Annotated in this window: 22 protein-coding genes and 1 pseudogene; 13 read left to right on the top strand and 10 right to left on the bottom strand. The window is 71.2% G+C overall.

Going from position 1 to position 25,701, the window contains the following annotated elements:
- Positions 1-67 precede the first annotated feature (67 nt).
- Positions 68-2,182, top strand: a complete 2,115-nt coding sequence (locus RLT58_RS18510; RefSeq protein WP_311311490.1) for an ATP-binding SpoIIE family protein phosphatase — start codon at positions 68-70, stop codon at positions 2,180-2,182.
- A gap of 171 nt (positions 2,183-2,353) precedes the next feature.
- Here the strand turns inward: RLT58_RS18510 and RLT58_RS18505 are convergent, their stop codons facing one another.
- The 3 genes from RLT58_RS18505 to RLT58_RS18495 all read right to left on the bottom strand — a co-directional run bounded on the left by RLT58_RS18505 (position 2,354) and on the right by RLT58_RS18495 (position 5,058).
- Positions 2,354-3,424 carry an AI-2E family transporter gene (locus tag RLT58_RS18505; RefSeq protein WP_311311489.1) on the bottom strand — a complete coding sequence of 357 codons (1,071 nt, stop codon included), beginning with the start codon at positions 3,422-3,424 and terminating at the stop codon, positions 2,354-2,356.
- A gap of 82 nt (positions 3,425-3,506) precedes the next feature.
- Positions 3,507-4,463, bottom strand: a complete 957-nt coding sequence (locus tag RLT58_RS18500) for a pirin family protein (RefSeq protein ID WP_311311488.1) — start codon at positions 4,461-4,463, stop codon at positions 3,507-3,509.
- 154 nt (positions 4,464-4,617) lie between these two features.
- Positions 4,618-5,058 carry an SseB family protein gene (locus tag RLT58_RS18495; RefSeq protein WP_136207169.1) on the bottom strand — a complete coding sequence of 147 codons (441 nt, stop codon included), beginning with the start codon at positions 5,056-5,058 and terminating at the stop codon, positions 4,618-4,620.
- 148 nt (positions 5,059-5,206) lie between these two features.
- Here RLT58_RS18495 and RLT58_RS18490 point away from each other — a divergent pair, with 148 nt between their 5' ends.
- The 3 genes from RLT58_RS18490 (at position 5,207) to RLT58_RS18480 (ending at position 9,181) form a co-directional block, all read left to right on the top strand.
- Positions 5,207-7,033 (top strand): acyl-CoA dehydrogenase, encoded by a 1,827-nt coding sequence (locus RLT58_RS18490; RefSeq protein ID WP_311311487.1) that lies wholly within the window; start codon positions 5,207-5,209, stop codon positions 7,031-7,033.
- Positions 7,034-7,113: 80 nt separating this feature from the next.
- Positions 7,114-7,821, top strand: coding sequence for a hypothetical protein (locus RLT58_RS18485; protein ID WP_311311486.1), 708 nt, complete (start codon positions 7,114-7,116; stop codon positions 7,819-7,821).
- A 61-nt stretch (positions 7,822-7,882) separates the two neighbouring features.
- Entirely contained in the window at positions 7,883-9,181 is a 1,299-nt protein-coding gene (locus RLT58_RS18480) for a M18 family aminopeptidase (RefSeq protein WP_311311485.1), read from the top strand.
- A 48-nt stretch (positions 9,182-9,229) separates the two neighbouring features.
- Here the strand turns inward: RLT58_RS18480 and RLT58_RS18475 are convergent, their stop codons facing one another.
- Positions 9,230-10,222, bottom strand: coding sequence for a GlxA family transcriptional regulator (locus RLT58_RS18475; RefSeq protein WP_311311484.1), 993 nt, complete (start codon positions 10,220-10,222; stop codon positions 9,230-9,232).
- 187 nt (positions 10,223-10,409) lie between these two features.
- On the opposite strand from RLT58_RS18475, the gene RLT58_RS18470 reads away from it, so the two are divergent.
- The 5 genes from RLT58_RS18470 to RLT58_RS18450 all read left to right on the top strand — a co-directional run bounded on the left by RLT58_RS18470 (position 10,410) and on the right by RLT58_RS18450 (position 16,279).
- On the top strand, positions 10,410-11,000 hold the full coding sequence (locus tag RLT58_RS18470; protein WP_311311483.1) for an isochorismatase family protein: 591 nt from the start codon (positions 10,410-10,412) through the stop codon (positions 10,998-11,000).
- Positions 11,000-11,731 (top strand): cysteine hydrolase family protein, encoded by a 732-nt coding sequence (locus RLT58_RS18465; protein ID WP_311311482.1) that lies wholly within the window; start codon positions 11,000-11,002, stop codon positions 11,729-11,731. Before RLT58_RS18470 ends, RLT58_RS18465 begins: the two co-directional genes overlap by 1 nt.
- A gap of 108 nt (positions 11,732-11,839) precedes the next feature.
- Entirely contained in the window at positions 11,840-12,976 is a 1,137-nt protein-coding gene (locus RLT58_RS18460; protein WP_311311481.1) for a hypothetical protein, read from the top strand.
- Positions 12,977-13,112: 136 nt separating this feature from the next.
- On the top strand, positions 13,113-13,331 hold the full coding sequence (locus tag RLT58_RS18455) for a DUF6458 family protein (RefSeq protein WP_311311480.1): 219 nt from the start codon (positions 13,113-13,115) through the stop codon (positions 13,329-13,331).
- Between the two features lie 113 nt (positions 13,332-13,444).
- Positions 13,445-16,279: an AfsR/SARP family transcriptional regulator gene (locus RLT58_RS18450; protein ID WP_311311479.1), complete on the top strand. Its 2,835-nt coding sequence runs from the start codon at positions 13,445-13,447 to the stop codon at positions 16,277-16,279.
- Positions 16,280-16,320: 41 nt separating this feature from the next.
- Here the strand turns inward: RLT58_RS18450 and RLT58_RS18445 are convergent, their stop codons facing one another.
- The gene (locus RLT58_RS18445; RefSeq protein WP_311311478.1) at positions 16,321-18,132 is read right to left on the bottom strand and encodes an NHL domain-containing thioredoxin family protein; all 1,812 of its coding nucleotides are present in this window, start codon (positions 18,130-18,132) and stop codon (positions 16,321-16,323) included.
- A gap of 64 nt (positions 18,133-18,196) precedes the next feature.
- Here RLT58_RS18445 and RLT58_RS18440 point away from each other — a divergent pair, with 64 nt between their 5' ends.
- Entirely contained in the window at positions 18,197-18,688 is a 492-nt protein-coding gene (locus RLT58_RS18440; protein ID WP_311311477.1) for an LURP-one-related/scramblase family protein, read from the top strand.
- Positions 18,689-18,734: 46 nt separating this feature from the next.
- Here the strand turns inward: RLT58_RS18440 and RLT58_RS18435 are convergent, their stop codons facing one another.
- Complete coding sequence (locus tag RLT58_RS18435; RefSeq protein ID WP_311311476.1) at positions 18,735-19,535, bottom strand: carbon-nitrogen family hydrolase; 801 nt, start codon at positions 19,533-19,535, stop codon at positions 18,735-18,737.
- Positions 19,536-19,712: 177 nt separating this feature from the next.
- Here RLT58_RS18435 and RLT58_RS18430 point away from each other — a divergent pair, with 177 nt between their 5' ends.
- Entirely contained in the window at positions 19,713-20,537 is an 825-nt protein-coding gene (locus tag RLT58_RS18430) for a maleylpyruvate isomerase family mycothiol-dependent enzyme (RefSeq protein ID WP_311311475.1), read from the top strand.
- A 69-nt stretch (positions 20,538-20,606) separates the two neighbouring features.
- Here the strand turns inward: RLT58_RS18430 and RLT58_RS18425 are convergent, their stop codons facing one another.
- Both RLT58_RS18425 and RLT58_RS18420 read right to left on the bottom strand, forming a co-directional pair.
- The gene (locus RLT58_RS18425) at positions 20,607-21,917 is read right to left on the bottom strand and encodes an MFS transporter (RefSeq protein WP_311311474.1); all 1,311 of its coding nucleotides are present in this window, start codon (positions 21,915-21,917) and stop codon (positions 20,607-20,609) included.
- On the bottom strand, positions 21,914-22,588 hold the full coding sequence (locus tag RLT58_RS18420) for a GntR family transcriptional regulator (RefSeq protein WP_311311473.1): 675 nt from the start codon (positions 22,586-22,588) through the stop codon (positions 21,914-21,916). The genes RLT58_RS18425 and RLT58_RS18420 overlap by 4 nt, the downstream gene beginning before the upstream one ends.
- 207 nt (positions 22,589-22,795) lie before the next feature.
- On the opposite strand from RLT58_RS18420, the gene RLT58_RS18415 reads away from it, so the two are divergent.
- Positions 22,796-23,698, top strand: coding sequence for a D-alanyl-D-alanine carboxypeptidase family protein (locus RLT58_RS18415; protein ID WP_311311472.1), 903 nt, complete (start codon positions 22,796-22,798; stop codon positions 23,696-23,698).
- Positions 23,699-23,777: 79 nt separating this feature from the next.
- Here RLT58_RS18415 and RLT58_RS18410 read toward each other — a convergent pair whose 3' ends face one another.
- Positions 23,778-24,446 carry a DUF4232 domain-containing protein gene (locus RLT58_RS18410; RefSeq protein WP_311311471.1) on the bottom strand — a complete coding sequence of 223 codons (669 nt, stop codon included), beginning with the start codon at positions 24,444-24,446 and terminating at the stop codon, positions 23,778-23,780.
- Between the two features lie 347 nt (positions 24,447-24,793).
- On the opposite strand from RLT58_RS18410, the gene RLT58_RS18405 reads away from it, so the two are divergent.
- Positions 24,794-25,342 (top strand): DUF1062 domain-containing protein, encoded by a 549-nt coding sequence (locus RLT58_RS18405; protein WP_311314555.1) that lies wholly within the window; start codon positions 24,794-24,796, stop codon positions 25,340-25,342.
- Between the two features lie 56 nt (positions 25,343-25,398).
- On the opposite strand, the pseudogene RLT58_RS18400 reads toward RLT58_RS18405, so the two are convergent.
- Positions 25,399-25,650: pseudogene (locus tag RLT58_RS18400) on the bottom strand (hypothetical protein); the annotation flags it as partial.
- Positions 25,651-25,701 lie beyond the last annotated feature (51 nt).

Here is a 25,701-nt window from a genome sequence, read left to right as displayed (position 1 = left end):
CCGCGTCAAGATCGTCGGTGGCCCACCGGCCCTGCCCCGCACGCGCATGCCGGTTTAAAGTGGGGCAATGCGCACCGAGGATGTCCTGGCCGCGACCGCGACCGGACTTTGGCGCTGGGACAACAGAGCCGGCACCGTCACGCTCGACGCGGAAGCGGCCCGGCTGCTGGAGCTGCCCGCCGAGGCCGGTGTCCACCGCGAGTCGGAGGTCCGCTCCCGCTTCCACCCGGTCGACTGGAACGAGATCTACGCGGTGATCAGCCTCGCGGTCGCCGAGGACACGGTCGCGGAGACCAGGCTGCGGGTCGTGGACCGCGGGGGCCGGGTGCTGCGGACCGTGCGCAGTCGCTCCAAGCCGCTGCCGGCCGACGCGGAGAGCGGGGCGTACTGCATCGTCGGCACCCTCCAGGAGGTCACCAAGGCGCAGCCCGGCACCGGCGGGGCGCACACGACGGTCACCGGCGACTGGCGGCGTTCGCGCGAGGCGTTCCTGCTGGACGCGGGACGGGCCCTGGCCGAGGCCCGCTCGACCACGGAGGTGCTGCGCGTCGCCTACTCGCTGTCCATGCCCGGCTTCTCCCCGGACGGTCTCGCGGTCTTCGGGGTCGCGGGCGAGCGGCTGACCATGGTCGGCCAGCACGGGCACAACATGGGCGACGAGAGCCCCTTCACGGACATGCCGCTGGAGACGGACTACCCGGCCACCGAGGTCGTGCGGACGGGGCGGGCGATCTATCTGCCGACGCCCGACGACTACCGCGAGCGCTACCCCGCCACCTGGCCGCTGGCCCGCCGGTTCGGACGCCGCTCCTGGGCCTTTCTGCCGCTGATCGTGGCCGGGCGCACGATGGGCACCTGGATGGCCGGGTTCCGTCATCCGGTCTCGTTCTCGCCGGACGAGCGGTCCGTGCTGACCACCGTGGCCCGCATGCTCGCCCAGGCCCTGGCCAGGGCGGGGATCGCCGAGACCGAGCGGGAGCTCTCCCAGGGCCTCCAGCGTTCGATGATGCCGTCCCTGGGCCCGGACATCCCGGGGATGACGGTGGCCGCCCGCTATGTCCCGACCGGCGGCGGGCTCCAGGTCGGCGGCGACTGGTACGACATGATCCCGCTGCCCAACGGCCGCATCGCCCTCGTCATCGGCGACGTCCAGGGCCACGACGTGCGAGCGGCGGGGCTGATGGGCCAGCTGCGCATCGCCCTGCGCGCGTACGCCTCCGAGGGGCACCGCCCGGACGCGGTGCTCTCGCGCGCCTCGCGCTTCCTGTCCGGGCTCACCGACGCGTACGAGGACGACGAGGAGGCGGGGGCCCGCTTCGCGACCTGCCTGTACGCGGAGACGGACCCCGAGACCGGCGTCCTGGAGATCGCCCGCGCCGGGCACCCCGACCCCGTGCTGATGACCCCGGACGGGACCGCCGTCATCCGGCAGACCGCCGGCGGGCTGCCGCTCGGCATCGAGGCGGACACGGACTATCCGACGACCCGGGTCACGCTGGAGCCAGGCGAGACGATCATGCTGTGCACGGACGGGCTGATCGAGACCGGCGGCCACGACCTGGCGACGGGCTGGGTGCGGCTGCGGCCGGTCCTGGAGCGGCACACCGACGATCTGGAGAAGCTCGCGGACGCGCTCGTCCAGGCCGTGCACGGGCCCGCCTCGCACTACACGACCGGGCCGCTCGCCGACCGGCGCGAGGACGACGTCGCGGTGCTGCTGCTGCGCCGCGAGGGTCCCACCGCGCACCGGGCCGCGCCCCGGCGGACCGCGCTGACCATCGCCCAGGCCGAGCCCGAGCGGATCTCGGCGGCCCGCCGCCAGCTGCGGGAGCTGCTGCACGACTGGGCGGACCCGGAACAGGTGGACGCCGCCGAGCTGCTGCTCTCCGAGATGGCCACGAATGTCCTGGTGCACACCGACGGCGACGCGCTGATGGTCGCGCAGGCCACCGGGGAGCAGGGGGATCGGCGGCTGCGGGTGGAGGTGTCCGACGGCAGCGACGAGCTCCCGCACAAGCGGCGGCCCGGCGAGATGGCGTCCAGCGGGCGCGGCCTGGTGCTGATGGAGATGCTCGCCCACGCGTGGGGCGTGGACCCCCGGGGCGCGGGAAAGTCGATCTGGTTCGAGCTGCACGAGGCGGCGGGGACGGACCCGGACGGCCTCCGGGCCCCGGGCCTCTAGGGCGTGTCGTCAAACTGGTGTCGTTGCCCGAAGGGCGGCCGGGCGGCGTCAGGTGCGTGCTCTCGGCGTGCCGGCCCCAGGCCCCTGTACTGGACGTACCGGGGTCTGGGGCCGGTGCGGCGAGAGTGCGTGCATGGCGTCGCCCGGCAGACGCCAGTTTGACGACACGCCCTAGGGCGTGTCCGGCTCGGCGGGGGCTTGCGGCGCTCCCCGGCCGCGCAGCTCGCCCAGGATGCCGAAGGCCGCCGCGCACATCGGGACCGCGAGCAGCATCCCCAGCAGGCCCGCCACACTGGCACCCGCCGTCAGCGCGATCATGATCATGGCCGGGTGCATCTGGACCGTACGGCTCTGGATCATCGGCTGCAGGATGTGGCCCTCCAGCACCTGGACGGCCAGCACGACCCCGAGCGCCCAGAGCGCGATCACGAACCCCCGGTCGGCGAGCGCGACCAGGACGGCGACAGCGCCGGAGATGAAGGCCCCGAGATAGGGGATGTAGGCGCCGACGAGGACCAGCGCGCCGAGCCCGACCGCGCCGGGCACCCGCAGGATCAGCAGTCCGACCGTGATGCAGACGGCGTCGATGAGCGCGATGAACGTCGTCCCGCGCATGAAGCCCTCGACGGCCTCGAAGGCGCGCCGCCCCATCGCCTCGACAAGATCGCCGGTGCCGCGCGGGGCGACGGTGTGCGCGAGGTGCACGGCCCGGTCGGAGTCGCGCAGGAAGAAGAAGGTCAGCAGCAGCGCGAGGACGCTGGTGGCGATGAGCGAGCCGACCAGGCTGATGCCGGTGAGGAGCCCGCCCGCCGCGCTCGCGCCGAACTTCTCGACGAGCTTCTGGGCGTTGGCCGTGAGGTCGTCGACATTGGTGCCGTCGGCGATCCCGAAGTGGTCGATGACCCACTGTCCGGCGTCCTTGAGCGACTGGACGATCTGGTCGCCGGTGTCGACGAGCGCGGTGACGACGATGTAGCCCGCCCCGCCGACCACGGCGACGAGCAGGGCGCAGGTGAACCCGGCGGCGATGGAGCGGTTCACCCCGTGGGCGGTCATCCGGCGGTGGACGGGGCCGAGCAGCGCCGTACCGAGCAGGGCGAGCAGCACGGGGGTCAGGGCGGTCTTCAGGACGATGCACAGCCAGATCAGGACGGCGGCGACACCGGCGACCAGCAGGGCGACACCGCACCAGGCGGCTGTCCGCCGGGCGCCTTCGGGCAGGAGTGGCTCGCGGGTCTGCACCCCCTCAGCCGATCATGCCCGAGGGGGTGGTGTCCCGCCCGCGCCGCCGTACGAGTGACGCTCCGTCATACGGCGGCGGGGCTCACATGCCGTGGACGGCGGGCACGGTGCCGAGGCGGCCGGCCTGGAAGTCCTCGAAGGCCTGCTTCAGTTCGGCCTGGCTGTTCATCACGAACGGCCCGTAGTGCGCCATCGGCTCCCGGATGGGACGCCCGCCCAGGAGGACGACCTCGAGGTCGGGGGTGTGGCCGTCCTGCTGCTCGTCCGCGCGGACGGTCAGCGAGGAGCCGGTGCCGAAGACCGCGGTCTGGCCCATGTGGACGGGCCGGCGCTCCTGGCCGGCTGTGCCGCGCCCTGCGAGCACGTACGCGAGGCCGTTGAAGTCCTCGCGCCACGGCAGCGTCACCTCGGCGCCGGGGCGCACGGTGGCGTGGATCATCGTGATGGGGGTGTGGGTGATGCCCGGGCCCTCGTGGCCGTCGAGCTCGCCCGCGATCACCCGGAGCAGCGCGCCGCCGTCGGGGGAGGCGAGCAGCTGGACCTGGCCACCGCGGATGTCCTGGTAGCGGGGGGCCATCATCTTGTCGGCCTTGGGCAGGTTCACCCAGAGCTGGAGGCCGTGGAAGAGGCCGCCGGACATGACGAGGGACTCCGGCGGCGCCTCGATGTGGAGCAGGCCGGAGCCGGCCGTCATCCACTGGGTGTCGCCGTTGCCGATGGTGCCGCCGCCGCCGTTGGAGTCCTGGTGGACGAAGGTTCCGTCGATCAGGTACGTCACGGTCTCGAAGCCGCGGTGGGGGTGCCAGGGGGTGCCCTTCGGCTCCCCGGCGGCGTACTCCACCTCACCCATCTGGTCCATCATGATGAACGGGTCGAGGTACTTGTAGTTGATCCCCGCGAACGCGCGGCGGACGGGGAAGCCCTCCCCCTCGAACCCGCTCGGCGCCGTGGTCACGGCGAGCACGGGACGGGCGGCGGCGTCGCCGGAGGCGGCGACCTTGGGCAGGGTCAGCGGGTTTTCGACGGTCACTGCGGGCATGCGAGCCACCTCCGGGGGACTGTTCTTGAACCAATTTAGTTGAATGGTGAACATCCTGCAAGGCGGCTTCCATTCCCGCGCCGCTCCCCGGCAGCGCGAAGGGGCCCGTACCGAGAGCGGTACGGGCCCCTTCACGCAGGCCGGCGGGGTCGCGCTAGCCGTACATACGGCGCATCGCGAAGTCGACCATCTGCTCGACGGCCTTGGCGTCGAAGACCATCCGGTGCTCGCCCTCCATGTCCAGGACGAAGCCGTAGCCGGTGGGCAGCAGGTCGATCACCTCGGCGCCGGTGATCACGAAGTACTTGGACTCCTTGCCGGCGTAGAGCCGCAGCTCCTTGAGGGTGGTGAACATCGGGATCACCGGCTGCTGCGTGTTGTGCAGCGCCAGGAAGCCCGGGTTGTCACCGCGCGGGCAGTAGACCTTCGACGTCGCGAAGATCTGCTGGAAGTCCTCGGCGGACAGCGAGCCGGTCGTGAAGGCCCGTACCGCGTCGCCCAGCGAGGGCGGCGAGGGTTCGGGATACAGCGGCTGCTCGCCGTAGCCGCCACCCATCGGCTGCTGTGCGCCCTGGTTCTGGTCGTAGCCGTACATGGGGCAAAGAGTAATCGGACACATCTATGCCTTGAGGGGTTGCGTCTTATTACTGACGGGTAGCATCATCGTAGGGGTCAGGTGATACGTCCGGGCCACCCCTCCACGGGGCGCTGCGCGCCACTGCTATTGATTACGGAGCCTTCCCATGGGGCACTACAAGTCGAATCTCCGCGACATCGAGTTCAACCTCTTCGAGGTCCTCGGGCGCGACAAGGTGTACGGCACCGGACCGTTCGCGGAGATGGACGTCGAGACCGCGAAGAGCATCCTCGACGAGATCGCCCGCCTCGCGGAGAACGAGCTCGCCGACTCCTACGCCGACGCCGACCGCAACCCGCCGGTCTTCGACCCCGAGACCAACACCGCACCGGTCCCGGACACCTTCAAGAAGTCGTACCAGGCCTTCATGGACTCCGAGTACTGGCGCCTGGGCCTCCCCGAGGAGATCGGCGGCACCACCTCGCCGCGCTCCCTGATCTGGGGTTACGCGGAGCTGCTGCTCGGCGCCAACCCGGCCGTGTGGATGTACTCCTCGGGCCCGGCGTTCGCCGGCATCCTCTTCGAGGAGGGCAACGAGGCGCAGAAGAAGGTCGCCGAGATCGCCGTCGAGAAGCAGTGGGGCTCGACGATGGTGCTGACCGAGCCGGACGCCGGCTCCGACGTGGGCGCGGGACGGACGAAGGCCGTCGAGCAGGAGGACGGCTCCTGGCACATCGAGGGCGTGAAGCGCTTCATCACCTCGGGCGAGCACGACATGTCCGAGAACATCCTCCACTACGTGCTGGCCCGCCCCGAGGGCGCGGGACCCGGCACCAAGGGCCTCTCGCTCTTCCTCGTCCCGAAGTTCCACTTCGACTGGACCACCGGCGAGCTGGGCGAGCGCAACGGCGTGTACGCGACCAACGTCGAGCACAAGATGGGCCTCAAGGCGTCCAACACCTGCGAGATGACGTTCGGCGACCAGCACCCCGCCAAGGGCTGGCTGATCGGTGACAAGCACGACGGAATCCGCCAGATGTTCCGCATCATCGAGTTCGCCCGCATGATGGTCGGCACGAAGGCCATCGCCGCGCTCTCCACCGGCTACCTCAACGCGCTGGAGTACGCCAAGGAGCGCGTCCAGGGCACCGACCTGTCGCAGTTCATGGACAAGACGGCCCCCAAGGTCACCATCACGCACCACCCCGACGTGCGCCGCTCGCTGATGACGCAGAAGGCCTACGCCGAGGGCATGCGCTCCCTGGTGCTCTACACCGCCTCCGTCCAGGACGCGATCCAGGAGAAGGAGGCCGCCGGCGAGGACGCCAAGACGCTGCACGGCCTCAACGACCTGCTGCTCCCGATCGTGAAGGGCTACGGCTCCGAGAAGTCGTACGAGCAGCTGGCGCAGTCGCTCCAGACGTTCGGCGGCTCCGGGTACCTCCAGGAGTACCCGATCGAGCAGTACATCCGTGACGCCAAGATCGACACGCTGTACGAGGGCACCACGGCCATCCAGGGCCAGGACTTCTTCTTCCGGAAGATCGTCCGCGACCAGGGCGCCTCGCTCAACGCGCTCTCCGAGGAGATCAAGAAGTTCCTCGCGGGCGCCCAGGGCAACGAGGAGCTGGCCGGTTCGCTGGACCACCTCGCGAAGGCCGCCGTGGACCTGGAGGCGATCGTCGGCACGATGATCACCGACCTCACCGCGACCGGCGAGGACGTCAAGAACATTTACAAGGTGGGCCTCAACACCACGCGCCTGCTGCTGGCCTCCGGCGATGTCGTCGTCGGTTACCTGCTGCTCAAGGGCGCGGCCGTGGCCGCCGAGAAGCTGCCGACCGCCTCCGCCAAGGACGTCGCCTTCTACCAGGGCAAGATCGCCGCCGCGAAGTTCTTCGCCGCGAACGTCCTGCCGGGTGTCGGCGCCGAGCGCGCGCTCGCCGAGGCCGTCGACAACTCCCTGATGGAGCTGGACGAGGCCGCGTTCTAAGGGATTTCGGCCCCTCTGATCCACCCCGCACCGCCGTCCGGAGACGTCTTCGGGCGGCGGTGCTGTCGTACCCCCTCCCTATGATCGGAACCACCGACGAGGGGGAGGCCGGCATGAGCCGTCCGGGCAAGCGGTGGTACGTACGGGGCGTGGCGGCAGGGGCCGCGGCGCTGATGCTCGCGGGCTGCGGGGGCGGCGGGGACGGGGACGGGGGCGCCGCGAAGGCGCTCACGAAGGCGGAGGTCGCCTCGGTGCTGCCCGACGCGAAGGCCATGCCGGGCTGGCGGACCCAGCTGGCGCCCGAAGCCCGGAAGCCGGCCCCGGAGTATCCGCCGACGGTCTGCCTGGCGAAGGACAGCAAGAAGCGCGCGGCGGCCTGCGGGAAGATCACCTACTGGGGCGTCTCCGGCTATGTGCGCAAGCCCGACGGCACGTCGCTCAACTTCTGGGTGCTCGCCTACAAGGAGGCGAAGGAGGCCGGCACCGCCTACGACGCGCTCGCCGAGTACTACGGCGGCGACCGGGTCGGCCCGGACGCACAGCCGGTGGAGATCGGCGAGTTGGGCGACGAGCGCGAGTCCCACCGCGCCGCGACGGGCACGATGGGCGGCCCGGCCACCATCACCCAGCTCCGGGTCGGGACGACCGTGCTCGGGGTCAGCAGCGGCAACCAGGGCGCGAAGACCTTCACCGACCAGGAGGTCAAGGCGGTCGCCGGCCTGTTCGCCGAGCGGGCCCGTCAGGCGCAGAACGGCGAGAAACCGACCTCGGCACTGACCGGACAGTAGCCCTGCGTCACCGGTGGGCGACGGTGAATCCTGCGGGCCGGGTCTGGTTACAGTGAAGAACATGAGTTCCTCCCTCCGCTTCGACCGCGGGCACACCGACGATCTGATGGCCTTCCTGATGGCTGCCCCCTCCCCGTACCACGCCGTGGCGGCCGCCGCGGCGAGGCTGGAGAAGGCCGGCTTCCGGCAGGTCGAGGAGACGGCGGCCTGGGACGGGACCGCGGGCGGGAAATACGTGCTGCGCGGCGGCGCGATCGTCGCCTGGTACGTGCCGGAGGGCGCCGCGGCGCACACCCCGTTCCGGATCGTCGGCGCACACACCGACTCCCCGAACCTGCGGGTGAAGCCGCTGCCCGACACCGGTGCCCACGGCTGGCGCCAGATCGCCGTGGAGGTCTACGGCGGCACGCTCCTCAACACCTGGCTGGACCGTGACCTCGGGCTCGCCGGTCGCATCACCCTGCGTGACGGCACCCACCGGCTGGTGAACGTGGACCGGCCACTGCTGCGCGTCCCGCAGCTGGCCGTGCACCTGGACCGGTCGGCCAACACCGAGGGCCTCAAGCTCGACCGCCAGAAGCACATGCAGCCCATCTGGGGCCTCGGGGACGTCGAGGAGGGCGACCTCATCCGGTTCGTCGCCGAGGAGGCCGGGGTCGACGCCGAGGACGTCACCGGCTGGGACCTGATGCCGCACCCCGTCGAGGCGCCGTCCTATCTGGGCCGCGACCGCGAGCTGGTGGCGGGCCCGCGCATGGACAACCTGCTCTCGGTGCACGCGGCGACCGCCGCGCTGGCCGCCGTCGCCGCGCAGCCCGACGCCGAACTCCCGTACATCCCGGTGGTGGCCGCCTTCGACCACGAGGAGAACGGCTCGCAGTCCGACACCGGCGCGGACGGCCCGCTGCTCGGCACGGTCCTGGAGCGCTCGGTGTTCGCCCGCGGCGGTACGTACGAGGACCGGGCCCGCGCCTTCGCCGGGACCGTCTGCCTCTCCTCCGACACCGGCCACGCGATCCACCCCAACTACGGGGAGCGGCACGACCCGACGCACCACCCGGTCGTCAACGGCGGACCGATCCTCAAGGTCAACGTCAACATGCGGTACGCCACCGACGGCAGCGGCCGGTCCGTGTTCGCCGCGGCCTGCGAGAAGGCGGGCGTGCCGTGGCAGACGTTCGTCTCCAACAACGCGATGCCGTGCGGCACGACGATCGGCCCGATCACCGCGGCCCGGCACGGCATCCAGACGGTCGACATCGGGGTGGCCATCCTGTCGATGCACAGCGCCCGTGAGCTGTGCGGCGCCGACGACCCGTATCTGCTGGCCAACGCACTGGCCTCGTTCCTGGCCGGCTGACGGAGCTCTTGACGGTCCCCCGGCCGCCCGGCGGCCGGGGGACCGCTGTCATTCCGGGGCCGTGCGGAACCGGCGGCGGTACTCGGTCGGGGTCGTGTCCAGCCGGCGGCGGAACGCCCTGACCAGGGTGTCGGTGGTGCCGAACCCGCAGGCGGACGCAATCCGTTCGAGGGTGGCGTCGGTGGATTCGAGCTGGTTGCGGGCCCGTTCGACCCGGACCGACTCGATGTAGGCGTGCGGCGTCGTGCCGAGTTCGGTCTTGAAGATCCGGGTGAGCTGGCGGTCGCCGATGTGGCCGTACTCGGCGAGGTCCGCGACGGTGAGCGGTTCGGCGATGTGGCGCATGATGTAGTGCCGCAGGTCCTCGATGCGCCGCGTCGTGGAGACCTGCTCCAGCGGAACGCTGAACTGGCTCTGCCCGCTCGGCCGCTTCAGGTACATCACCAGCTGCCGGGCGACCCGCAGCGCGATGGCCTCGCCCAGGTCGTCGGCGATGAGGGCCAGCGACAGATCGAGGCAGGCGCTGATGCCCGCACCGGTCCACACGTCCCCCTCGCGGATGAAGATCGGATCGGCGTCGACCTCGACCAGCGGGTGGTCGGCGGCGAGTTGCTGGGCCGTCGACCAGTGGGTGGTGGCCCGCTTGCCGTCGAGGAGCCCGGCGGCGGCGAGGATGTGCGCCCCGACGCAGACGGAGGTCACCCGGCGCGTACGCGCGGCGAGTTGTTCCACCCGGCGCACCACGGCCGGGTCCGCGAGCGGGTGCACACGCCCCTGCCCGTCGACCTCCACGGCCCCGGGCACGAGAAGGGTGTCGATACTCCGTGCCGCCAGGTCGTCGAAGGTGAGGTCGGGCAGGATCCGGACCCCGGCGGCGGTGGTCACCGGATCCATCGTCTCGGCCGCGAGGACCACGTCGTACGCCGACGCCTCCTCGGTCTCGCGGCGCGCGAGCGAGAACACCTCGGGCGGCCCGGTGACATCGAGCAGGTCGACGCCTCCGAAGAGCACGATGACGATCAGTCGTTCGATGGCGCTCATGGCCCTCCCCGGCGGCGCTTCGGCCCTCGTATCGGCTTCCGCCATCCGGGATGTCATTTCCACGGTGTCGGTTTCTGCATGTTAGACGACATTGCCGACGTGCGGGGGTGGGTCATAGCGTCTTCAGTGCGGCCCGCCGGACGGGCGGGACCGCTCTCCCCGACATGAATCCGCAGGTGACACCGCCATGCCCCGAACCACGCTGCGCCGGCTCAACGGCTTCGACGACACCCCCGCGAAGCTCGCCGACTCCACCCTGATCCTGATCGACTACCAGAACACCTACACGACCGGCGTGATGGAGCTGGACGGCTGGCAGCCCGCACTCGAAGCCGCCGCCGAACTCCTCGCCCGCGCCCGCCGGGCCGGCACCAGGGTCATCCACGTCATCAACGACGGCGGCGAGGGCACCCCGTACGACATCCGGGCCGAGATCGGGCAGATCCACCCGAGCGTCGCACCGGCCGAGGGCGAGACCGTCGTCGTCAAGCAGGTCCCGAACTCCTTCCACGGCACCGACCTGGGCGACCATGTCGGGGCGGCGGGCAAGAACGACGTGATCATCGCCGGGTTCATGACCCACATGTGCGTCGCGTTCACCGCCCAGGGCGCCTTCCTGCGCGGCAACCGGCCCACCGTCGTGGCCGACGCCTCCGCCACCCGCGCCCTGCCCGTCGCCGGCACCGAACTGGACGCCCGCCAGGTGCACTACAGCGCGCTCGCCACCATCGCCGACCTGTACGGCGTCGTCGTCCCGACGCAGAAGGAGATCGTCTGATGACCCGGCTGCGTACCGCCGTCGCCCTGGGAGCCGTCGCCGTCCTCGCCGCCACCGCCACCGCGTGCGGTACGAACTCCGAGGCCGCGTCCCGCGAGGACAGGCCGGCCACGCCCGCCGCGGCGAAGAGCGCGCAGAAGAACGTCGCGAAGGAGACCACCACGCTGCGGGAGCTGAACAAGCTCGACGAGACCCCGGCCACGCTGGCCGACGCCACGCTGATCCTCGTCGACTACCAGAACACCTACACCAAGGGCGTGATGGAACTCAACGGCTGGAAGCCGGCGGTCAACAACGCCGAGGCGCTGCTGAAGCGGGCACGCGCGGCGGGCACCCCCGTCATCCACATCGTCGACAAGGGCTACGACCTCACGTCCGAGGCCGGACAGATCATTCCGGCGCTGAAGCCGGTCAAGGGCGAGCCCGTCGTCGAGAAGACCGTCCCCAACGGCTTCCACGGCACCGACCTCGCCGCACAGGTCAAGAAGGCCGGCCGCAAGAACGTCATCATCGCCGGGTTCATGACGAACATGTGCACCCTGTTCACCACCCAGGGCGCCTTCCTCAACGGCAACAAGCCGACCGTGGTCGCCGACGCCTCCGCGACCCGGCCGCTGCCGCTGAACGGCAAGCCGGACGGCATCCCGGCGCAGCAGGTCCACGAGGCCGCTCTCGCCACGGTCCAGGACCTCTACGGAGTCGTCGTCCCGACCCAGAAGTCCCTGGCCTAGAACCCACCTGCCCCCCACCCCGGTTCGACCCTCCCCCCAGAATCCCCCCACCCCTGAACTTCCCCCCACACCGCAAAGGAAGCACGCACTCTTCAAGGAAGACGGGGCATGACCACACGCAGAGGATTCCTGGGTACCGCGTCGGCCGTAGGGGCGGCCACGCTCCTCACCACACAGGCGGCCACCGGCGCGTCGGCCGCACCGGCCGCGGGCATCACCGCCACCGACGAGAAGTCGGCCAGGGACGCCATACGCAACGTCAACGCGGCGATGCGCACGAACTACGCGGCCCTGAAGTCGCAGCTGATCAAGGAGCTCAGTCCCGTCGTCGTCGTGCAGAACAACGCCGTCGGCGGGCGCTTCACCCTGATCCACGAGGGCAAGCAGATCGAGACGGTCGACCCGGTTCCGGAGTACTTCGAACTGGCCAAGTCCCTCGCCCACATACCCCTGGGCGTCTACTCCGTGATCGCCCCCTATCTCAGCGACCAGGTCCCCAACATCCCGAACGCGGAGCGCATCGACCCGCACGACCTGGACATGATCGTCTTCAAGGCCCCCGGCGACCAGGGCTGGATCACCCCGCTCAACGCCTACCGGGCCACGCTGAACACGGCGTTCACCAAGCTGGTCACGGCCAACCTCCCGGCCGACCTGGAGACGTCCTGCGGCACGATCCTGCGCGAGGCCATGGCGTTCATCGACGCCTCCGTCAAGGCCAGGACCTTCGACATGGTGTCGTTCAACAAGTTCGCCGCCACCGTCTACCCGGCCATCCGCGTCAACATGACGTTCGCGGCCACCGCCCAGATCAACGGGCTCGAAGCGCTGATGAAGCGGTGGCGCGCGCTGATCGGCGAGAAGGCCTGGAGCGACCTGTACGTCACCGTGCTGTCGATCTGGACCACGGCCGACCTCAACCAGGCCTCCATCATCATCCGCCGCACCATGAACCAGGCGAAGGTGGACACCCACCTGATCGACCTGCCGACGGTGGAGACCCCGTCGGACCCGATCTTCGTGGCGCTGGACAACCTGGCCCGGATCGTCCAGGACAACATCGCCGCCGAGATGGTCTTCAACACCGATCTGAAGGTCGCCGATGCCCTCAAGGGCGAGGAGGACCTGCTCTCGGACGAGATCCTCAAGCAGATCGGCGGCACGGCCCCCGCCGCCCGCACCGCGGCCTTCGGCAGGGCCCCGGCCGGCGCCTGCCCGATCACCGGGCACACCGCCGCCGTGTGACCACCGGGTGCCCCCGGCCGTCACGGCCGGGGGCACCCTCGGTCTCCAACCCTCCCGGCACGCATGGGTGTTACCGGGCCGGGTACGCGGTCCGTACACGGTCCGGATCTTCCGGGGCGTCGAGGAGGCGGAACTCATGGGACTCGGAGGATGCATCATCCTGATCGGTGTGGGGGCGGTACTGGCCTTCGCCACCGACTGGGAAATGGACAGCGTCAACGTCGACATGGTCGGCTGGATCATGATGATCGTCGGCGTGGTCGGTGTCTTCGTCTACGCGAGCGTCATGCGGCGCCGCCGCATGGTCGTCCCGCCCACCACCACGGTCGTGTCCGAGGACGAACGCCGTCTGTGAGCCGGACCCGTCCCGGGAACACCACCTGAGACACCACCGCGGAAGTGCCGATATTCTGGGCACTTGTCCGTGACCCGGCACCGGGCGCGTCACCCCCGGAAGGGAAGCCGCTCGTGGAGTTCCGGTTGCTCGGCACGGTCTGCGTCGACACGCTGACCGGGCCGCTGCCGCTCGGCCCCGCCAAGCGCCGCAGTCTGCTCGCCGCACTGCTGCTGCGCGTCAACACCCCCGTCTCCATGGCACGGCTCACCGACTGCCTGTGGGACGACGCCCCGCCGCTGCACGCCCGCACCGTCATCCAGGGCCATGTGTCGCGGCTGCGCGCCCTGCTGATGGGTGCGGACGCGGAGGCCTACGGGGTCGAGCTGGCCACCCTCGGCGACGCCTATGTGCTGCGGGTGCCGGAGACCCTGCTGGACTCCCAGCGGTTCGACGAGCTGCTGATGCTGGCCCGGGAGCAGCGCAGCCCGGCCGACACGGTCCTGATGCTCAAGGAGGCCCTGTCCCTGTGGCAGGGCCCCGCGCTCACCGGCACCTACGCCAGCGCCCCGCTCCAGGCGGCCGCACAGGCGCTGGAGGAGTCCCGGCTGACGACGGTCGAGCAGCTGGCCCAGGCCTATGCCGTGCTGGGGGAGCACCACCGGGCGGCGGCGGTCCTCCGGGCCGAGGCGGTCGCCCACCCGATGCGGGAGTCACTGGCGGCGGCCCTGATGACGGCGCTGTACCGGTCGGGCCGGCAGTCCGAGGCGCTGGACTGGTTCCACCGCACCCGGCGGCTGCTCGCCGACGAGCTGGGCATCGACCCGGGCCGCGAACTGGCCGACGCCTACGCGCAGATCCTGCGCGGCGACCCGGACCCCGCAGCGCCTCCGGCACCGGACGGCACGCCGGCCGGGACTCCGTCCGCCGCTCCGGCAGCCGTGGCACCGGCCGTACGCCCCACCGCCACCGGACCCGCCGAGGTACCGCCCCCGGCCGCTCCCCGCCCCGCCCGTGTCCCGGCCCCCGCCTACCCGGGCGCCGATCCGCACCCCGCCGCCGATCTGCTGCCCCGCGCTCCCCGCGGCTTCCACGGCCGGGGTGCCGAACTCACCGCGCTCTCCCGGGCGGCGGCGGGCGAGGCGCCCGTCTGCCTGGTCACGGGGCCGGCCGGGGTCGGCAAGACCGCGCTGGCCCTGCACTGGGCCCGCCGGTCCCCCGCGGCCTTCCCGGACGGACGGCTCTTCGCCGATCTGCGCGGGTTCGGCGACACGGGCGAACCGACGCCCCTGGAGATCCTGCGCGAGTTCCTGCTCGCGCTCGGTGTCGCGCCCCGCCGGGTGCCGGAGTCGGTCGCCGGCGCCGCCGCGCTGTTCCGCTCGCTGACCGACCGGCTCAGCCTGCTGGTCGTCCTCGACAACGCCCGGGACTCCGCCCAGGTCAGGCAGTTGCTGCCGGGCGGTACGGACTGCGTCACGCTGATCACCAGCAGGAACCGGCTGGAAGGACTCATCGCCTCGGACGCGGCCGTGCCCGTCCCGCTGGATGTGCTGGAGCCGCCGGACGGCACCGCGCTGCTGGCCGGGGTGCTCGGCGAGGAGCGGGTCCTCGCCGAACCCGTCGCGGCCCGGCGGCTCGCCGAACTCTGCGGCGGACTGCCGCTCGCCCTGCGGGTCACGGCGGCCCGGCTGGCGGGCCGCCCGCAGTGGACGCTGGCGCAGATGGCCGACGAACTGGCCGACGAGCGCAGCCGGCTGTCCTATCTGGACGTGGAGGACACCGGGGTCTCCGCCGCCCTGCGGCTGACCGTGCAGCAGCTGCCGCCGGACGCCGTCCACCACTTCACCCGGCTCGGCCACCACCCGGGCAGCCACTTCGACCCGTACACGGCCGCCGCCCTCGCCGGCAGCGACCCGGTCGTCGCAGCCGCCGCGCTGGAGCGCCTGGCCGCCGCCCATCTCGTGTCCGAGGCCGGGCCCGGGCGCTGGATACTGCACGATCTGGTGCGGCTGTACGCCCGGGGGCTCGACCCCTCGGCGGGCCCCGGCGCGCTCCTGGGGGTGCTCGACCACTACATCGCGACCGCGCTCGCCGCGGCGGACACGGCCGAGCCGGGCGGGGAGCCGTGCTTCGTGCTGCCCGACGACTTCCGTCGGCCCGCCGCCGTACGGGACTTCACCGACCGGGCCGCCGCGATGGGCTGGCTGGCCGACGAGCGGGAGGACCTGGCGCTGGCCGCTGCCGCCGCCCGGGCGGCGGGTCATGAGGACCGGGCCTGGCGGATCATCCTGCTCCAGTGGCCGCACGTGGTGTGGCGGGTGCGGGACGGCTGGACCCCGATCCTGGAACTGGCCCTGTCGGCCGCCGCCGCGAGGAACGATCCGTACGCCGAGTCCCGGGTGCGCAATCTGCTGGGCTGGGTGCTGTCGGAGGAGGGCAGGACCGCCGAGGCCGCGGCCCTCCTGGAACCCTCGCCCGGTCTCGCCCGGCGGGCCGGGGACCGGCTCGGGGAGGCGACGGCCCTGATCAACCTGGCCATCGTGCAGGCCGAGCAGGGCGGTCTCGACGTGGCGATGGAGGCCTGCGGGCAGGCCCTGGAGCTGGCCAGGAAGGAGCCCGACGCGCACACCGAGATGCTCGCCCTCCAGCACCTGGCCCGGATGCAGCTCTCCGCCGGGCGCCCGCAGGACGCGCTGGACTCGGCCCGGACCGCCTTCGATCTGGGCCCCGAGCACGAGGAGGCGGCCCGCCGGGTCCTGCTGCTGACCGTCAGCGGCGAGGCACGGCTCGCCCTGGGCACGGAGGACGAAGGCATCCGGCTGCTCGACGAGGCGGCCGGCGAGGCCGAGCGCGCGGGGTACGACGAGGGCGCGGTCCGGGCCCTGGAGGCGCTGCTGCGGGTGACCGCGCAGGCGGATTACGTGCGGCGTTACGAGGACGCAGTCCGACGGCTCGCGGACGACGGCTGAGCGGGGCGGGCCGGTGACCGGCCCGCCCCACCCCGCGTCGCTCAGGCCTGCTCGTCCATTCCGGCGAGCACCAGCGGCAGCCGGGCCGCGCCGTCGCCGGTGATCCGGACGGGGACGCCCCAGTCCTGCTGGTGGACATGGCAGGCGGGGTACTCGTTCGCGGGGTCGTCGTCGCAGGACGCGGCCATCGCCGAGACGTGCAGCACGCCCTCGGTCACCCCGTCCGCGAGGACCAGGTCGCGGAAGAGGTCGGTGCCCGCCCCCTCGCCCTTCGCCAGCAGCTCCGGCGGGGTCGAGGAGACCAGCAGCCGGGTCGAGGGCCCGTACCGGGTGTCCAGCTTCTGTCCGGCGGGCGCCTGGAAGACGACGTCCAGCCGGAGCGTGCCCGGGGCGATCTCGGTGGCGGTGCGCCGGGTGCGGTGTGCCTGGTCCGCGACGCGGACGGCCTCCTCGGGCAGCCGCAGCCGGGTCAGCCGGTGCCGGGCGGACTCCACGACCACGAGATCGCCGTCCACCAGCACCGCGTCGCTGGGCTCGCGCAGATCCGTGGCCAGCGTGGTGACCTCCCCGCTCGCCGGGTCGTAGCGCCGCAGGGCGTGGTTGTACGTGTCGCAGACGGCGACGGACCCGTCCGGCAGGGCGGTGACGCCCAGCGGGTGCTGGAACAGCGCCTGGGCGGCGTCCCCGTCGCGGTGGCCGAAGTCGAAGAGCCCGGTGCCGACGGCCGTGTGGACGGCACCCTCCAGGTCGATGTAGCGGACCGATGACGTCTCCGCGTCGGCGATCCAGAGCCGGTCCTCGGTGGCGGCGAGCCCGGACGGCTGGGCGAACCACGCCTCCGCGGCCGGCCCGTCGACGAGCCCCTCGTTGGTCGTCCCGGCCGCGACACGCACGGTGCCGCCCTCGGGGTCGTACGTCCACAGCTGGTGCACCCCGGCCATGGCGATCCAGAGCCTGCCGTCGAACCAGGCGACGTCCCACGGCGAGGAGAGGTCGACCTCGCGGGCGGCGCCGCTCGTGGGCGCCCCCTGCCACCACTGGCGGCCGGTGCCGGCGAGGGTGGTCGTCACCCCGGTGACCGGGTCGAGTGCGCGGATCGCGTGGTTGACCGTGTCGGCCACGGCGATCCGGCCGTCGGGCAGCAGCGCGAGCCCCTGGGGCTCGCTGAAGCGGACCTCGTCGGGCCCGCCGTCGGTGAAGCCGCGGTCGCCGGTGCCGAAGTGACGGCGGACGGTCTCGCCGTCCGCGTCCAGCTCGACCAGCCGGTGGCGGGTGGTGTCGGAGACCAGGAAGCCGCCGTCGGCCAGCAGCAGGGCCTTACCGGGGAAGCGCAGATGCGTGGCCACCGGCTCGGGCGCCACATAGGGCCCGTCGCCCCGGCGCAGCGTGCCCTTCGCCGCGTGCTCGCTCTCCAGCTCCTCGACCAGCTTCTCGATGGCGTGGGCGTGGCCCTCACCGGCGTGCTGGGCGACGACATAGCCCTCGGGGTCGATGACGACGAGCGTCGGCCAGGCGCGCACGGCGTACTGCTTCCACGTGGCGAGCTCGGGGTCGTCCAGCACCGGGTGGTGCACCTCGTACCGCTCGACGGCGTCCACGACGGCCCGGTGCTCCGCCTCGTGGACGAACTTCGGCGAGTGGACGCCGATGATCACCACGGTGTCGCGGTGCTTCTCCTCCAGCTCGCGCAGCTCATCCAGGACATGCAGACAGTTCACACAGCAGAACGTCCAGAAATCCAAGATCACAATGCGCCCTCGCAGGTCAGCGAGGGTGTACTGCCGGTCGCCTGTATTGAGCCAGCCGCCCTTGCCGATCAGTTCGGGGGCCCTGACGCGTGCACGTGTTGCCATGTGAACAGTCAACATCACCGTGGCGTCCACGCATTCCACAGGAAGCTCGGGGAACCTGTGAGCCATGAGACTTCTCGTGCGTGAGCGGCTGTTCGGCATCGGTGACGACTACTGGATCGAGGACGCGGACGGCCGCAAGGTCTTCCTCGTCGACGGCAAGGCCATGCGGGTGCGGGACACCTTCGAGCTGAAGGACGCCGAGGGCCGGATCGTCGTCGAGATCCGGCAGAAGCTGCTGAGCCTGCGGGACACGATGCTCATCGAGCGGGACGGCGAGCAGCTCGCCAAGGTCAAGCGGAAGCGGCTGTCGCTGCTGCGCAACCACTACCGGGTGACGCTGGTGGACGGCACCGAGCTGGACGTCAGCGGGAAGATCCTGGACCGCGAGTTCGCGGTGGACTACGACGGGGAGCTGCTGGCCCAGATCTCGCGCCGCTGGCTGACCGTCCGGGACACGTACGGGATCGACATCGTGCGGGACGACGCCGATGCGGGGCTGCTGATCGCGGTGGCGGTGTGCGTGATCGTGCTCGCGGAGAAGGAGCACGAGGACTGAGAAGGCGGGCGCGCCTGTTTCACGTGAAACAGGCGCCTCTCCTCGGTCAGGCCCGGATCGTCGGTGTGGCCAGCCCCAGTCGGCGGTCCTTGAGCGCCGGGAACTGATCGCGGGTGGCGGCGACCCGGCCCGGGTCGAACTCCACGGTCAGCACCTCCTCGTCCGCGCCCGCCTCGGCGAGCACCTCGCCCCAGGGGTCGACGACGATGCTGTGGCCGGCCTGCTGGATGTCGGCGTGAGTGCCGGCGGAGCCGACGGCCAGCACATAGGCCTGATTCTCGACCGCTCTGGCCTGGGCCAGGAGCGTCCAGTGGGCACGGCGGCGCTCCGGCCAGCCGGCCGCGACGACCAGGGTCTCGGCGCCGGAGTCGACCAGGCCACGGAACATCTCGGGGAAGCGCAGGTCGTAGCAGGTGGCGAGGCCGAGCGTGGTCTCCGGCAGGGCGACCGTCACCAGCGCGTCGCCGGCGCCCATCATGACCGCCTCGCCCTTGTCGAAGCCGAAACGGTGGATCTTGCGGTAGGCGGCGGCCCGCTCGCCCTCGGGCGTGAAGACCAGGGTGGTGTTGTAGAGGGTGGCGTCCTCGGCCCGCTCCACGAAGGAACCGGCATGCAGCCAGACCCCGGCCTCGGCGGCGGCCTTGGCCATCACCTCGTGCGTGGGGCCGTGCAGCGGCTCGGCCTCGTCCTCGAACGCCGTATAGGCGAAGGCCCCGACCGGCCAGAGCTCGGGCAGCACCACGAGGTCCGCGCCCCGCTGCGCCGCGACCAGCGAAGCCGCTCGTTCCCTACGGGAATTGACGGATTCGTCCGGGTCTACTGCGATCTGGATGAGGGAGGCGCGCACACTACCACCGTCCTGGCATTCGAGCCGTCAACACGGGCCTACGATCGTCACACGAAAGCACTGCCGGGGTGCCTGCTCGCAGCGTAACTTAGCGACCGAACCTCATCGCAGCTCGCTGCCCGCCGTCCGCGCCCAAGCTCGCCAGCCCATGCACCGCAGAACCGCACGAGGGGTCCCGTGACCGTCCATCCCAGCCTCCAGACCTACGCCGACGCCTGGACCCACTCCATCGAGTCGATAGCCGAGCTGGTGAGCCCGCTCACCGAGGGGGAGTGGAACGGCCGTACGCCCTGCCCCAACTGGTCGGTGCGCGACATCGTGTCGCACATCATCGGCATGGAGTGCGAGCAGCTCGGCGATCCTCGCCCGATCCACACGCTGCCGCGCGATCTTTACCATGTGCAGAGCGACTTCGCCCGCTACATGGAGATGCAGGTCGACGTCCGGCGCCACCACACCGCACCGGAGATGACCTCCGAGCTGGAGTACACGATCATCCGCCGTTCCCGGCAGCTGCGGAACGAGACGCGTGATCCGGAGACCATGACGCGGGCGCCGCTGGGCAAGGAGCAGACACTCGAACTGGCGCTGCGGATGCGCGCCTTCGATGTCTGGGTCCATGAGCAGGACCTGCGGACGACGCTGGGCAAGCCCGGCAATCTCGACTCCCCCGGCGCCCTCGTCGCCCGGGACATCCTGCTGGCCGGGCTGCCGAAGGTGGTCGCCAAGGACGCGGGCGCCCCGCCCAACTCGGCGGTCGTCCTGGATGTGCACGGGCCGGTGGAGTTCCTGCGCACGATCCGGGTCGACGCGGAGGGCAGGGGCTCGGTGGACGGCGCACCGTCGCTGGGCCCGGCCGTGACGCTGTCGATGGACTGGGAGACGTACGTACGCCTCGCCTGCGGCCGGGTGCGGCCGGGTGCCGTCGCGGACCGGATCAAGGCCGAGGGCGACCAGGATCTCGCCGACGCCATCCTGCAGAACTTCGCCGTCACCCCGTAGGCGGTCACGGCAGCCGGCGCGCCCGCCCCGCAGGGGGGACGGGCGCGCCGCCGTTTGTGGAGCCGGGGGTCACACGGGCACGTGCACGGCCTCCACGCGGCTGATCACATGGTGGTCCCGCTCGCGGTGCGCGGCGCTCCTGCGCAGCCGCAGGATCTGGACGACGCCGAGCGCCTCCAGGACGAAGACCGAGGCGAACGCGACGCGGTAGTTGTCCCCGGTCGCGTCCAGCAGCACACCGACGGCGAACAGCGTGGTCATCGAGGCGACGAAGCCCCCCATGTTGACGATGCCGGACGCGGTGCCCTGGCGCTCCGGCGGATTGGCCGGGCGGGCGAAGTCGAAGCCGATCATCGAGGCGGGCCCGCAGGCCCCCAGCACCACGCACAGGGTGGTCAGCAGCCACATCGGGGCGTGATCCCCGGGATGGAGGATGGCCGACGCCCACAGCGTGGCCGTCATCGCGACCGTGCCCAGCGCCAGCGGGATCCGGGCCGCGTGGTGGCGGGCGATGACCTGTCCGTAGACGAGGCCGAAGGCCATGTTCGAGAGCACCACCAGGGTGAGCAGCTCCCCCGCCGTCCCCCGGCTCAGCTCCTGGTCCTCGACCAGGAACGGCATGCCCCACAGCAGCAGGAACACCATCGCCGGGAACTGCGTCGTGAAGTGCACCCACATCCCGAGCCGGGTGCCGGGCTCCTGCCAGGCGGCCGCGATCTGCTTGCGTACGTACGCCCCGCCGGCGTGCTCCGCGGGCGGCGGCTCGTACCCCTCGGGGTGGTCCTTCAGGAAGAGCAGGAGCAGCACCAGCACCACGACCCCGGCCAGCGAGCTGCCGACGAAGGTGGTGGTCCAGCCGAAGCCGTGCAGGGCGCGGGCGATGACCAGCGTCGAGACGAGGTTGCCCGCCATTCCGAAGAGCGCGGCGACCTGTCCGATCAGCGGCCCCCGGCGGGCCGGGAACCAGCGCGCACCCAGTCGCAGCACGCTGATGAACGTCATCGCGTCGCCGCAGCCCAGCAGGGCGCGGGAGGCCAGCGCGGTGCCGTACGAGGGCGAGAGCGCGAAGCCGAGCTGGCCCAGGGTGAACAGGACGGCCCCGAGGGTGAGGACCTTCTTGGTGCCCAGCCGGTCCACCATCAGCCCGACGGGTATCTGCATGCCCGCGTAGACCAGCAGCTGGAGGATGGAGAAGGTGGACAGCGCCGAGGCGTTGACGTCGAAGCGGTCGGCGGCGTCGAGCCCGGCGACGCCCAGGCTGGTGCGGAAGATGATGGCGACGAAGTAGACGGCGACACCGATGCCCCAGACCCAGGCGGCACGCCGGCCGCCGGGCGGGTCACCGGGCAGGGACAGGGTGGGGGCGGCGGCCGAACTCACCGGTCCTCACCCCTGACCAGCACCTTGACCCGGCTGACATGGCGGCGCACGACCTGCGCGGCGCCGTCCGCGTCACCGGCTCTGATCGCCTCCAGCAGCTCGCTGTGCTCCGTGATGTTCGCGGCGATCCTGCCCGGGTGGGCCTCCATGACGGCGACGCCCATCCGCAGCTGGCGGTCGCGCAGCTGGTCGTAGAGGCGCGAGAGGATCTCGTTGCCCGCGTGGCGCACGATCTCCGCGTGGAAACAGCGGTCCTTCACGGACACGGCGGCCAGGTCACCGGCCTCCGACATCTGCCGCTGCTCCTCCAGAAGCTCCTCCAGCCGGGCGATCAGCTTCGCCGACGCCGGCACCGCCTTGCGGACGGCGAACTCCTCGACGAGCAGCCGGGTCTCCACCACGTCCGCGATCTCCTGCGCGGAGACGGCCAGCACCAGCGCGCCCTTCTTCGGATAGAGCTTGATCAGCCCTTCGACCTCCAGCCGCAGCAGCGCCTCGCGCACCGGCGTACGGGAGACCCCGACGGCCTCCGCGAGATCGCCCTCGGTCAGCAGCGTGCCGCCCTCGTAGCGGCGGTCCAGGACCGCGTCCTTGATGTGGGTGTAGACGCGCTCGGCGGCGGGGGGCTGCTTGACGGGCGGCCGGACGGGGGACGGGGCTGAGGCAGGCATGCGCACAGCATAGATACAACATGCACGCATAAAAGAACCGGTCCACGATCCGGACGCCCGCTCCAGCCGGAATCCAGCGACCCCGTCGCGTGGATGTCGTAAAAAATCACCCCCTCACGCGACACAACCATTCACCCCTCTCGCGAGTCTCATCAGCGCGCGGCACCCTCATGTGGCCGCATTCCAGGGGCATTTGGAGCGTTCAACTTGAATATCGGCATTAAGGGCATAAGGCGCGTATCGGCCACCGCCACGGTGGCCCTGACCGCAGGTGCCGTCATCGCGGGCGGCGCGTTCGCCTCCACGGCGCAGGCCGCCGCCGCACCGAAGGCGCCCTCGATCGTCGCCAAGGGCGGCTTCGTGATGAACAACGGCACGGGCAAGACGCTCTTCACCAAGGCCGCGGACACCCGTCGCTCCACCGGTTCCACCACGAAGATCATGACCGCCCGGGTGGTGCTGGCCCAGAAGGGCCTGAACCTGGACTCCAAGGTCACGGTCCAGAAGGCGTACAGCGACTACATCGTCTCCAAGGGCGCGTCCTCGGCCCGCCTCATCGTGGGCGACAAGGTCACGGTCCGCCAGCTGCTGTACGGCCTGATGCTGCCGTCCGGCTGCGACGCGGCGTACGCGCTGGCCGACAAGTTCGGCGCCGGCTCCACGCGTGCGGCGCGGGTGAAGTCGTTCATCGGCAAGATGAACTCGACCGCCAAGACGCTCGGCCTGAAGAACACGCACTTCGACTCGTTCGACGGCATAGGGAACGGGTCCAACTACTCGACCCCGCGCGACCTGACCAAGCTCGCCAGCAGCGCGATGAAGTACTCCACGTTCCGCACGGTCGTGAAGACGAAGTCGACGAAGCAGAAGGTCACGACGAAGAGCGGCGGCTACCGCTACATGTCGTGGACCAACACGAACAAGCTGCTGGGCACGTACAGCGGCGCGATCGGTGTGAAGACCGGCTCCGGCCCGGCGGCCAAGTACTGCCTGGTCTTCGCCGCCACCCGCAAGGGCAAGACGGTGATCGGTACGGTCCTGACCTCCACCTCGGAGGCGACCCGCACGGCGGACGCGAAGAAGCTGATGGACTACGGGTTCAAGAAGTAGCCCGCTCCGTCCGACGCGAGAGGGGCCCCGCAGCGTGGCTGCGGGGCCCCTCTTTGCGTGCGCCCGTCGGCCGCGCGGGTCAGCCGCCCTGGCCGGCGCTGCCGATCGGGCCGACCTTCACCGGGGAACCGGAGCCGTCCGTGGCGGGCAGCGTGGCGGCGCCCGGCCAGGCGAGGGTCACCGACGTCGTCTCGTCCGGCGGGGTCACCACGAGCCCGGTGACGCGTACGCCCGAGCCACCCGTCTCGTTGAGCGGGTAGTTGATGCCGAAGGCCACCTGCTTCCCGCTCCTGAGGACGTACGGCTCGGCGGGCGCGCCCGTGCGCGTGGCGGACAGGGAACCGGCGTTGGTCTTCAGGTCGACGCCCGCGAACCCGGAGATCACGCAGTCCTTGCCGCTGGTGTTCTTCAGCTCCACCGCGACGGTGCCGTCGGTGTCGCCGCCGATGGTGGCGTCGATCGCCGAGATCTTCAGCCCGTCGGTGCGGCACTTGCCGGCCTTGGCCTCGGTGCCGGACCCGCTCCCGCCGGTGCCGGAGCCCTTCTCGTCGCCGCCCCCGCTCCCGTCACCGCCGGTGGCCGGACCCCCGTCGGAGGAAGGCGTCGCGGACGCGGAGGAACCGGACGCACCGGAAGCCCCGGCCGGCGGGGCCGTCTGCCCCGCGCCGTCGTCGTCGTTCTGGCAGGCGGTGAGCGAGAGTCCGGCGACGACGGCCAGGGCGGCGAGGGTGAGCTTGTGAGCGCGCATCGTTTCATCCTCAGGATCGGTGGACTGTGCGGGCCGCTCCGTACGGGTCGGTACGAGCGAACGTCTCTGCCTCCCATGAGAGCCGTAGCCGGAAGGCTCGTTCCTCTCGACCACGCGCTAATACATTGCTGTTACACGCAGCTCGTCGAGGGCGCGCGTCCGCCGGACAGAAAACCGGTGGAGGCCGGCCCCCGTGTGCGGCTACTGTGCCGCCGAATCGTGTCGTCTGGGCAAGGGCGTTCCGTTGTACACCGTTTGAGACATCCCACCTGCTGATCTGTCGCGCGTCGCACCTGTGCGCCGTGCTGCTTCTCGCTGCGGACTTCTCACTGAAACCGGTGTACTTCGTGCTCAACACCTGGGTTGTCATGCCCACTTGCCTTCCCCTCGTCCTCCGCCGCTGCCACGGGTGCGCGTCCGAGAGCTTCCGGGCGAACGGCAAATTCCGCGTCAACGCCCACCACAAGCTGCTCGACGCCTGGCTCCTCGCGCTCTGCACCACCTGCGGGGACACCACCAAGCTCACGGTCTTCGAGCGGTCCCCTGTCCGCTCCGTCGACCCCGAGCTGCTGACCCGGATGCACGACAACGATCCGGGCCTGGCGGCCGAGCTGCTCCAGAACCCCGTCGTACAGCGCCGCAATCACATCGCCCTGGACTGGGGAAACGCCTGGCGCCTCGGCACGTCCGGCTCGGACCACCTCGACGGCGAGGTGGTCGACGTCGCGGTCCGCTTCGCGGCCCGGATCCCCGTCCGGCCGCTCCGTCTCATCGCCGACGGCTGCGGCCTCACCAGGTCCGGTGCCGAACGGCTGCTCACGGAGGGCAGGCTCATCTCGTCGGCCCGGCTGAGCGGCAGGCTCTCCGGCGACTTCACGTTCCTGCTGAAGCGCTGAGCACCCCTTGAGACCCGGGGCCCGACCGGCACACCCTGCCGACCGGGCCCCGGCCCTCACCCGTAGAGGGAGCGCGCCCCCGGACTGCCACCCCGGAAGCACTGCCCGGCGGCGATCTCCTCGCCGACCACCGACCAGACGGTCTCGTCGTCCCGGAAGGGCAGCGTTTCGTCGCCGCTCGTCTCCAGCCGGATGCGCTCGAAGTCCGCTTCCTCGTCCCCGTCGTCACCGCTGAACGAGAACTCCTCCAGCAACCGCTGAAACCGAAGGGCGACCCGCACCAGCGAGGAGACATCCGCGTGGAACTCGCCGCGGGTGACATCGAAAAGCACTGCCGGAACTCCTCGTTCGAGCGGGCC

Source organism: Streptomyces sp. ITFR-16 (assembly GCF_031844705.1).
GTDB lineage: Bacteria > Actinomycetota > Actinomycetes > Streptomycetales > Streptomycetaceae > Streptomyces.
This window is presented reverse-complemented; position numbering and strand designations above follow the sequence as displayed.

Excerpts from the sequence above, each read along its gene's own strand:
- RLT58_RS18455 (WP_311311480.1), top strand. The coding sequence starts at position 13,113 with ATGGGACTCGGAGGATGCATCATCCTGATCGGTGTGGGGGCGGTACTG.
- RLT58_RS18490 (WP_311311487.1), top strand. The coding sequence starts at position 5,207 with ATGGGGCACTACAAGTCGAATCTCCGCGACATCGAGTTCAACCTCTTC.
- RLT58_RS18440 (WP_311311477.1), top strand. The coding sequence starts at position 18,197 with ATGAGACTTCTCGTGCGTGAGCGGCTGTTCGGCATCGGTGACGACTAC.
- RLT58_RS18410 (WP_311311471.1), bottom strand. The coding sequence starts at position 24,446 with ATGCGCGCTCACAAGCTCACCCTCGCCGCCCTGGCCGTCGTCGCCGGA.
- RLT58_RS18510 (WP_311311490.1), top strand. The coding sequence starts at position 68 with ATGCGCACCGAGGATGTCCTGGCCGCGACCGCGACCGGACTTTGGCGC.
- RLT58_RS18465 (WP_311311482.1), top strand. The coding sequence starts at position 11,000 with ATGACCCGGCTGCGTACCGCCGTCGCCCTGGGAGCCGTCGCCGTCCTC.
- RLT58_RS18420 (WP_311311473.1), bottom strand. The coding sequence starts at position 22,588 with ATGCCTGCCTCAGCCCCGTCCCCCGTCCGGCCGCCCGTCAAGCAGCCC.
- RLT58_RS18495 (WP_136207169.1), bottom strand. The coding sequence starts at position 5,058 with ATGTACGGCTACGACCAGAACCAGGGCGCACAGCAGCCGATGGGTGGC.
- RLT58_RS18475 (WP_311311484.1), bottom strand. The coding sequence starts at position 10,222 with ATGAGCGCCATCGAACGACTGATCGTCATCGTGCTCTTCGGAGGCGTC.
- RLT58_RS18470 (WP_311311483.1), top strand. The coding sequence starts at position 10,410 with ATGCCCCGAACCACGCTGCGCCGGCTCAACGGCTTCGACGACACCCCC.
- RLT58_RS18480 (WP_311311485.1), top strand. The coding sequence starts at position 7,883 with ATGAGTTCCTCCCTCCGCTTCGACCGCGGGCACACCGACGATCTGATG.
- RLT58_RS18445 (WP_311311478.1), bottom strand. The coding sequence starts at position 18,132 with ATGGCAACACGTGCACGCGTCAGGGCCCCCGAACTGATCGGCAAGGGC.
- RLT58_RS18485 (WP_311311486.1), top strand. The coding sequence starts at position 7,114 with ATGATCGGAACCACCGACGAGGGGGAGGCCGGCATGAGCCGTCCGGGC.
- RLT58_RS18500 (WP_311311488.1), bottom strand. The coding sequence starts at position 4,463 with ATGCCCGCAGTGACCGTCGAAAACCCGCTGACCCTGCCCAAGGTCGCC.
- RLT58_RS18460 (WP_311311481.1), top strand. The coding sequence starts at position 11,840 with ATGACCACACGCAGAGGATTCCTGGGTACCGCGTCGGCCGTAGGGGCG.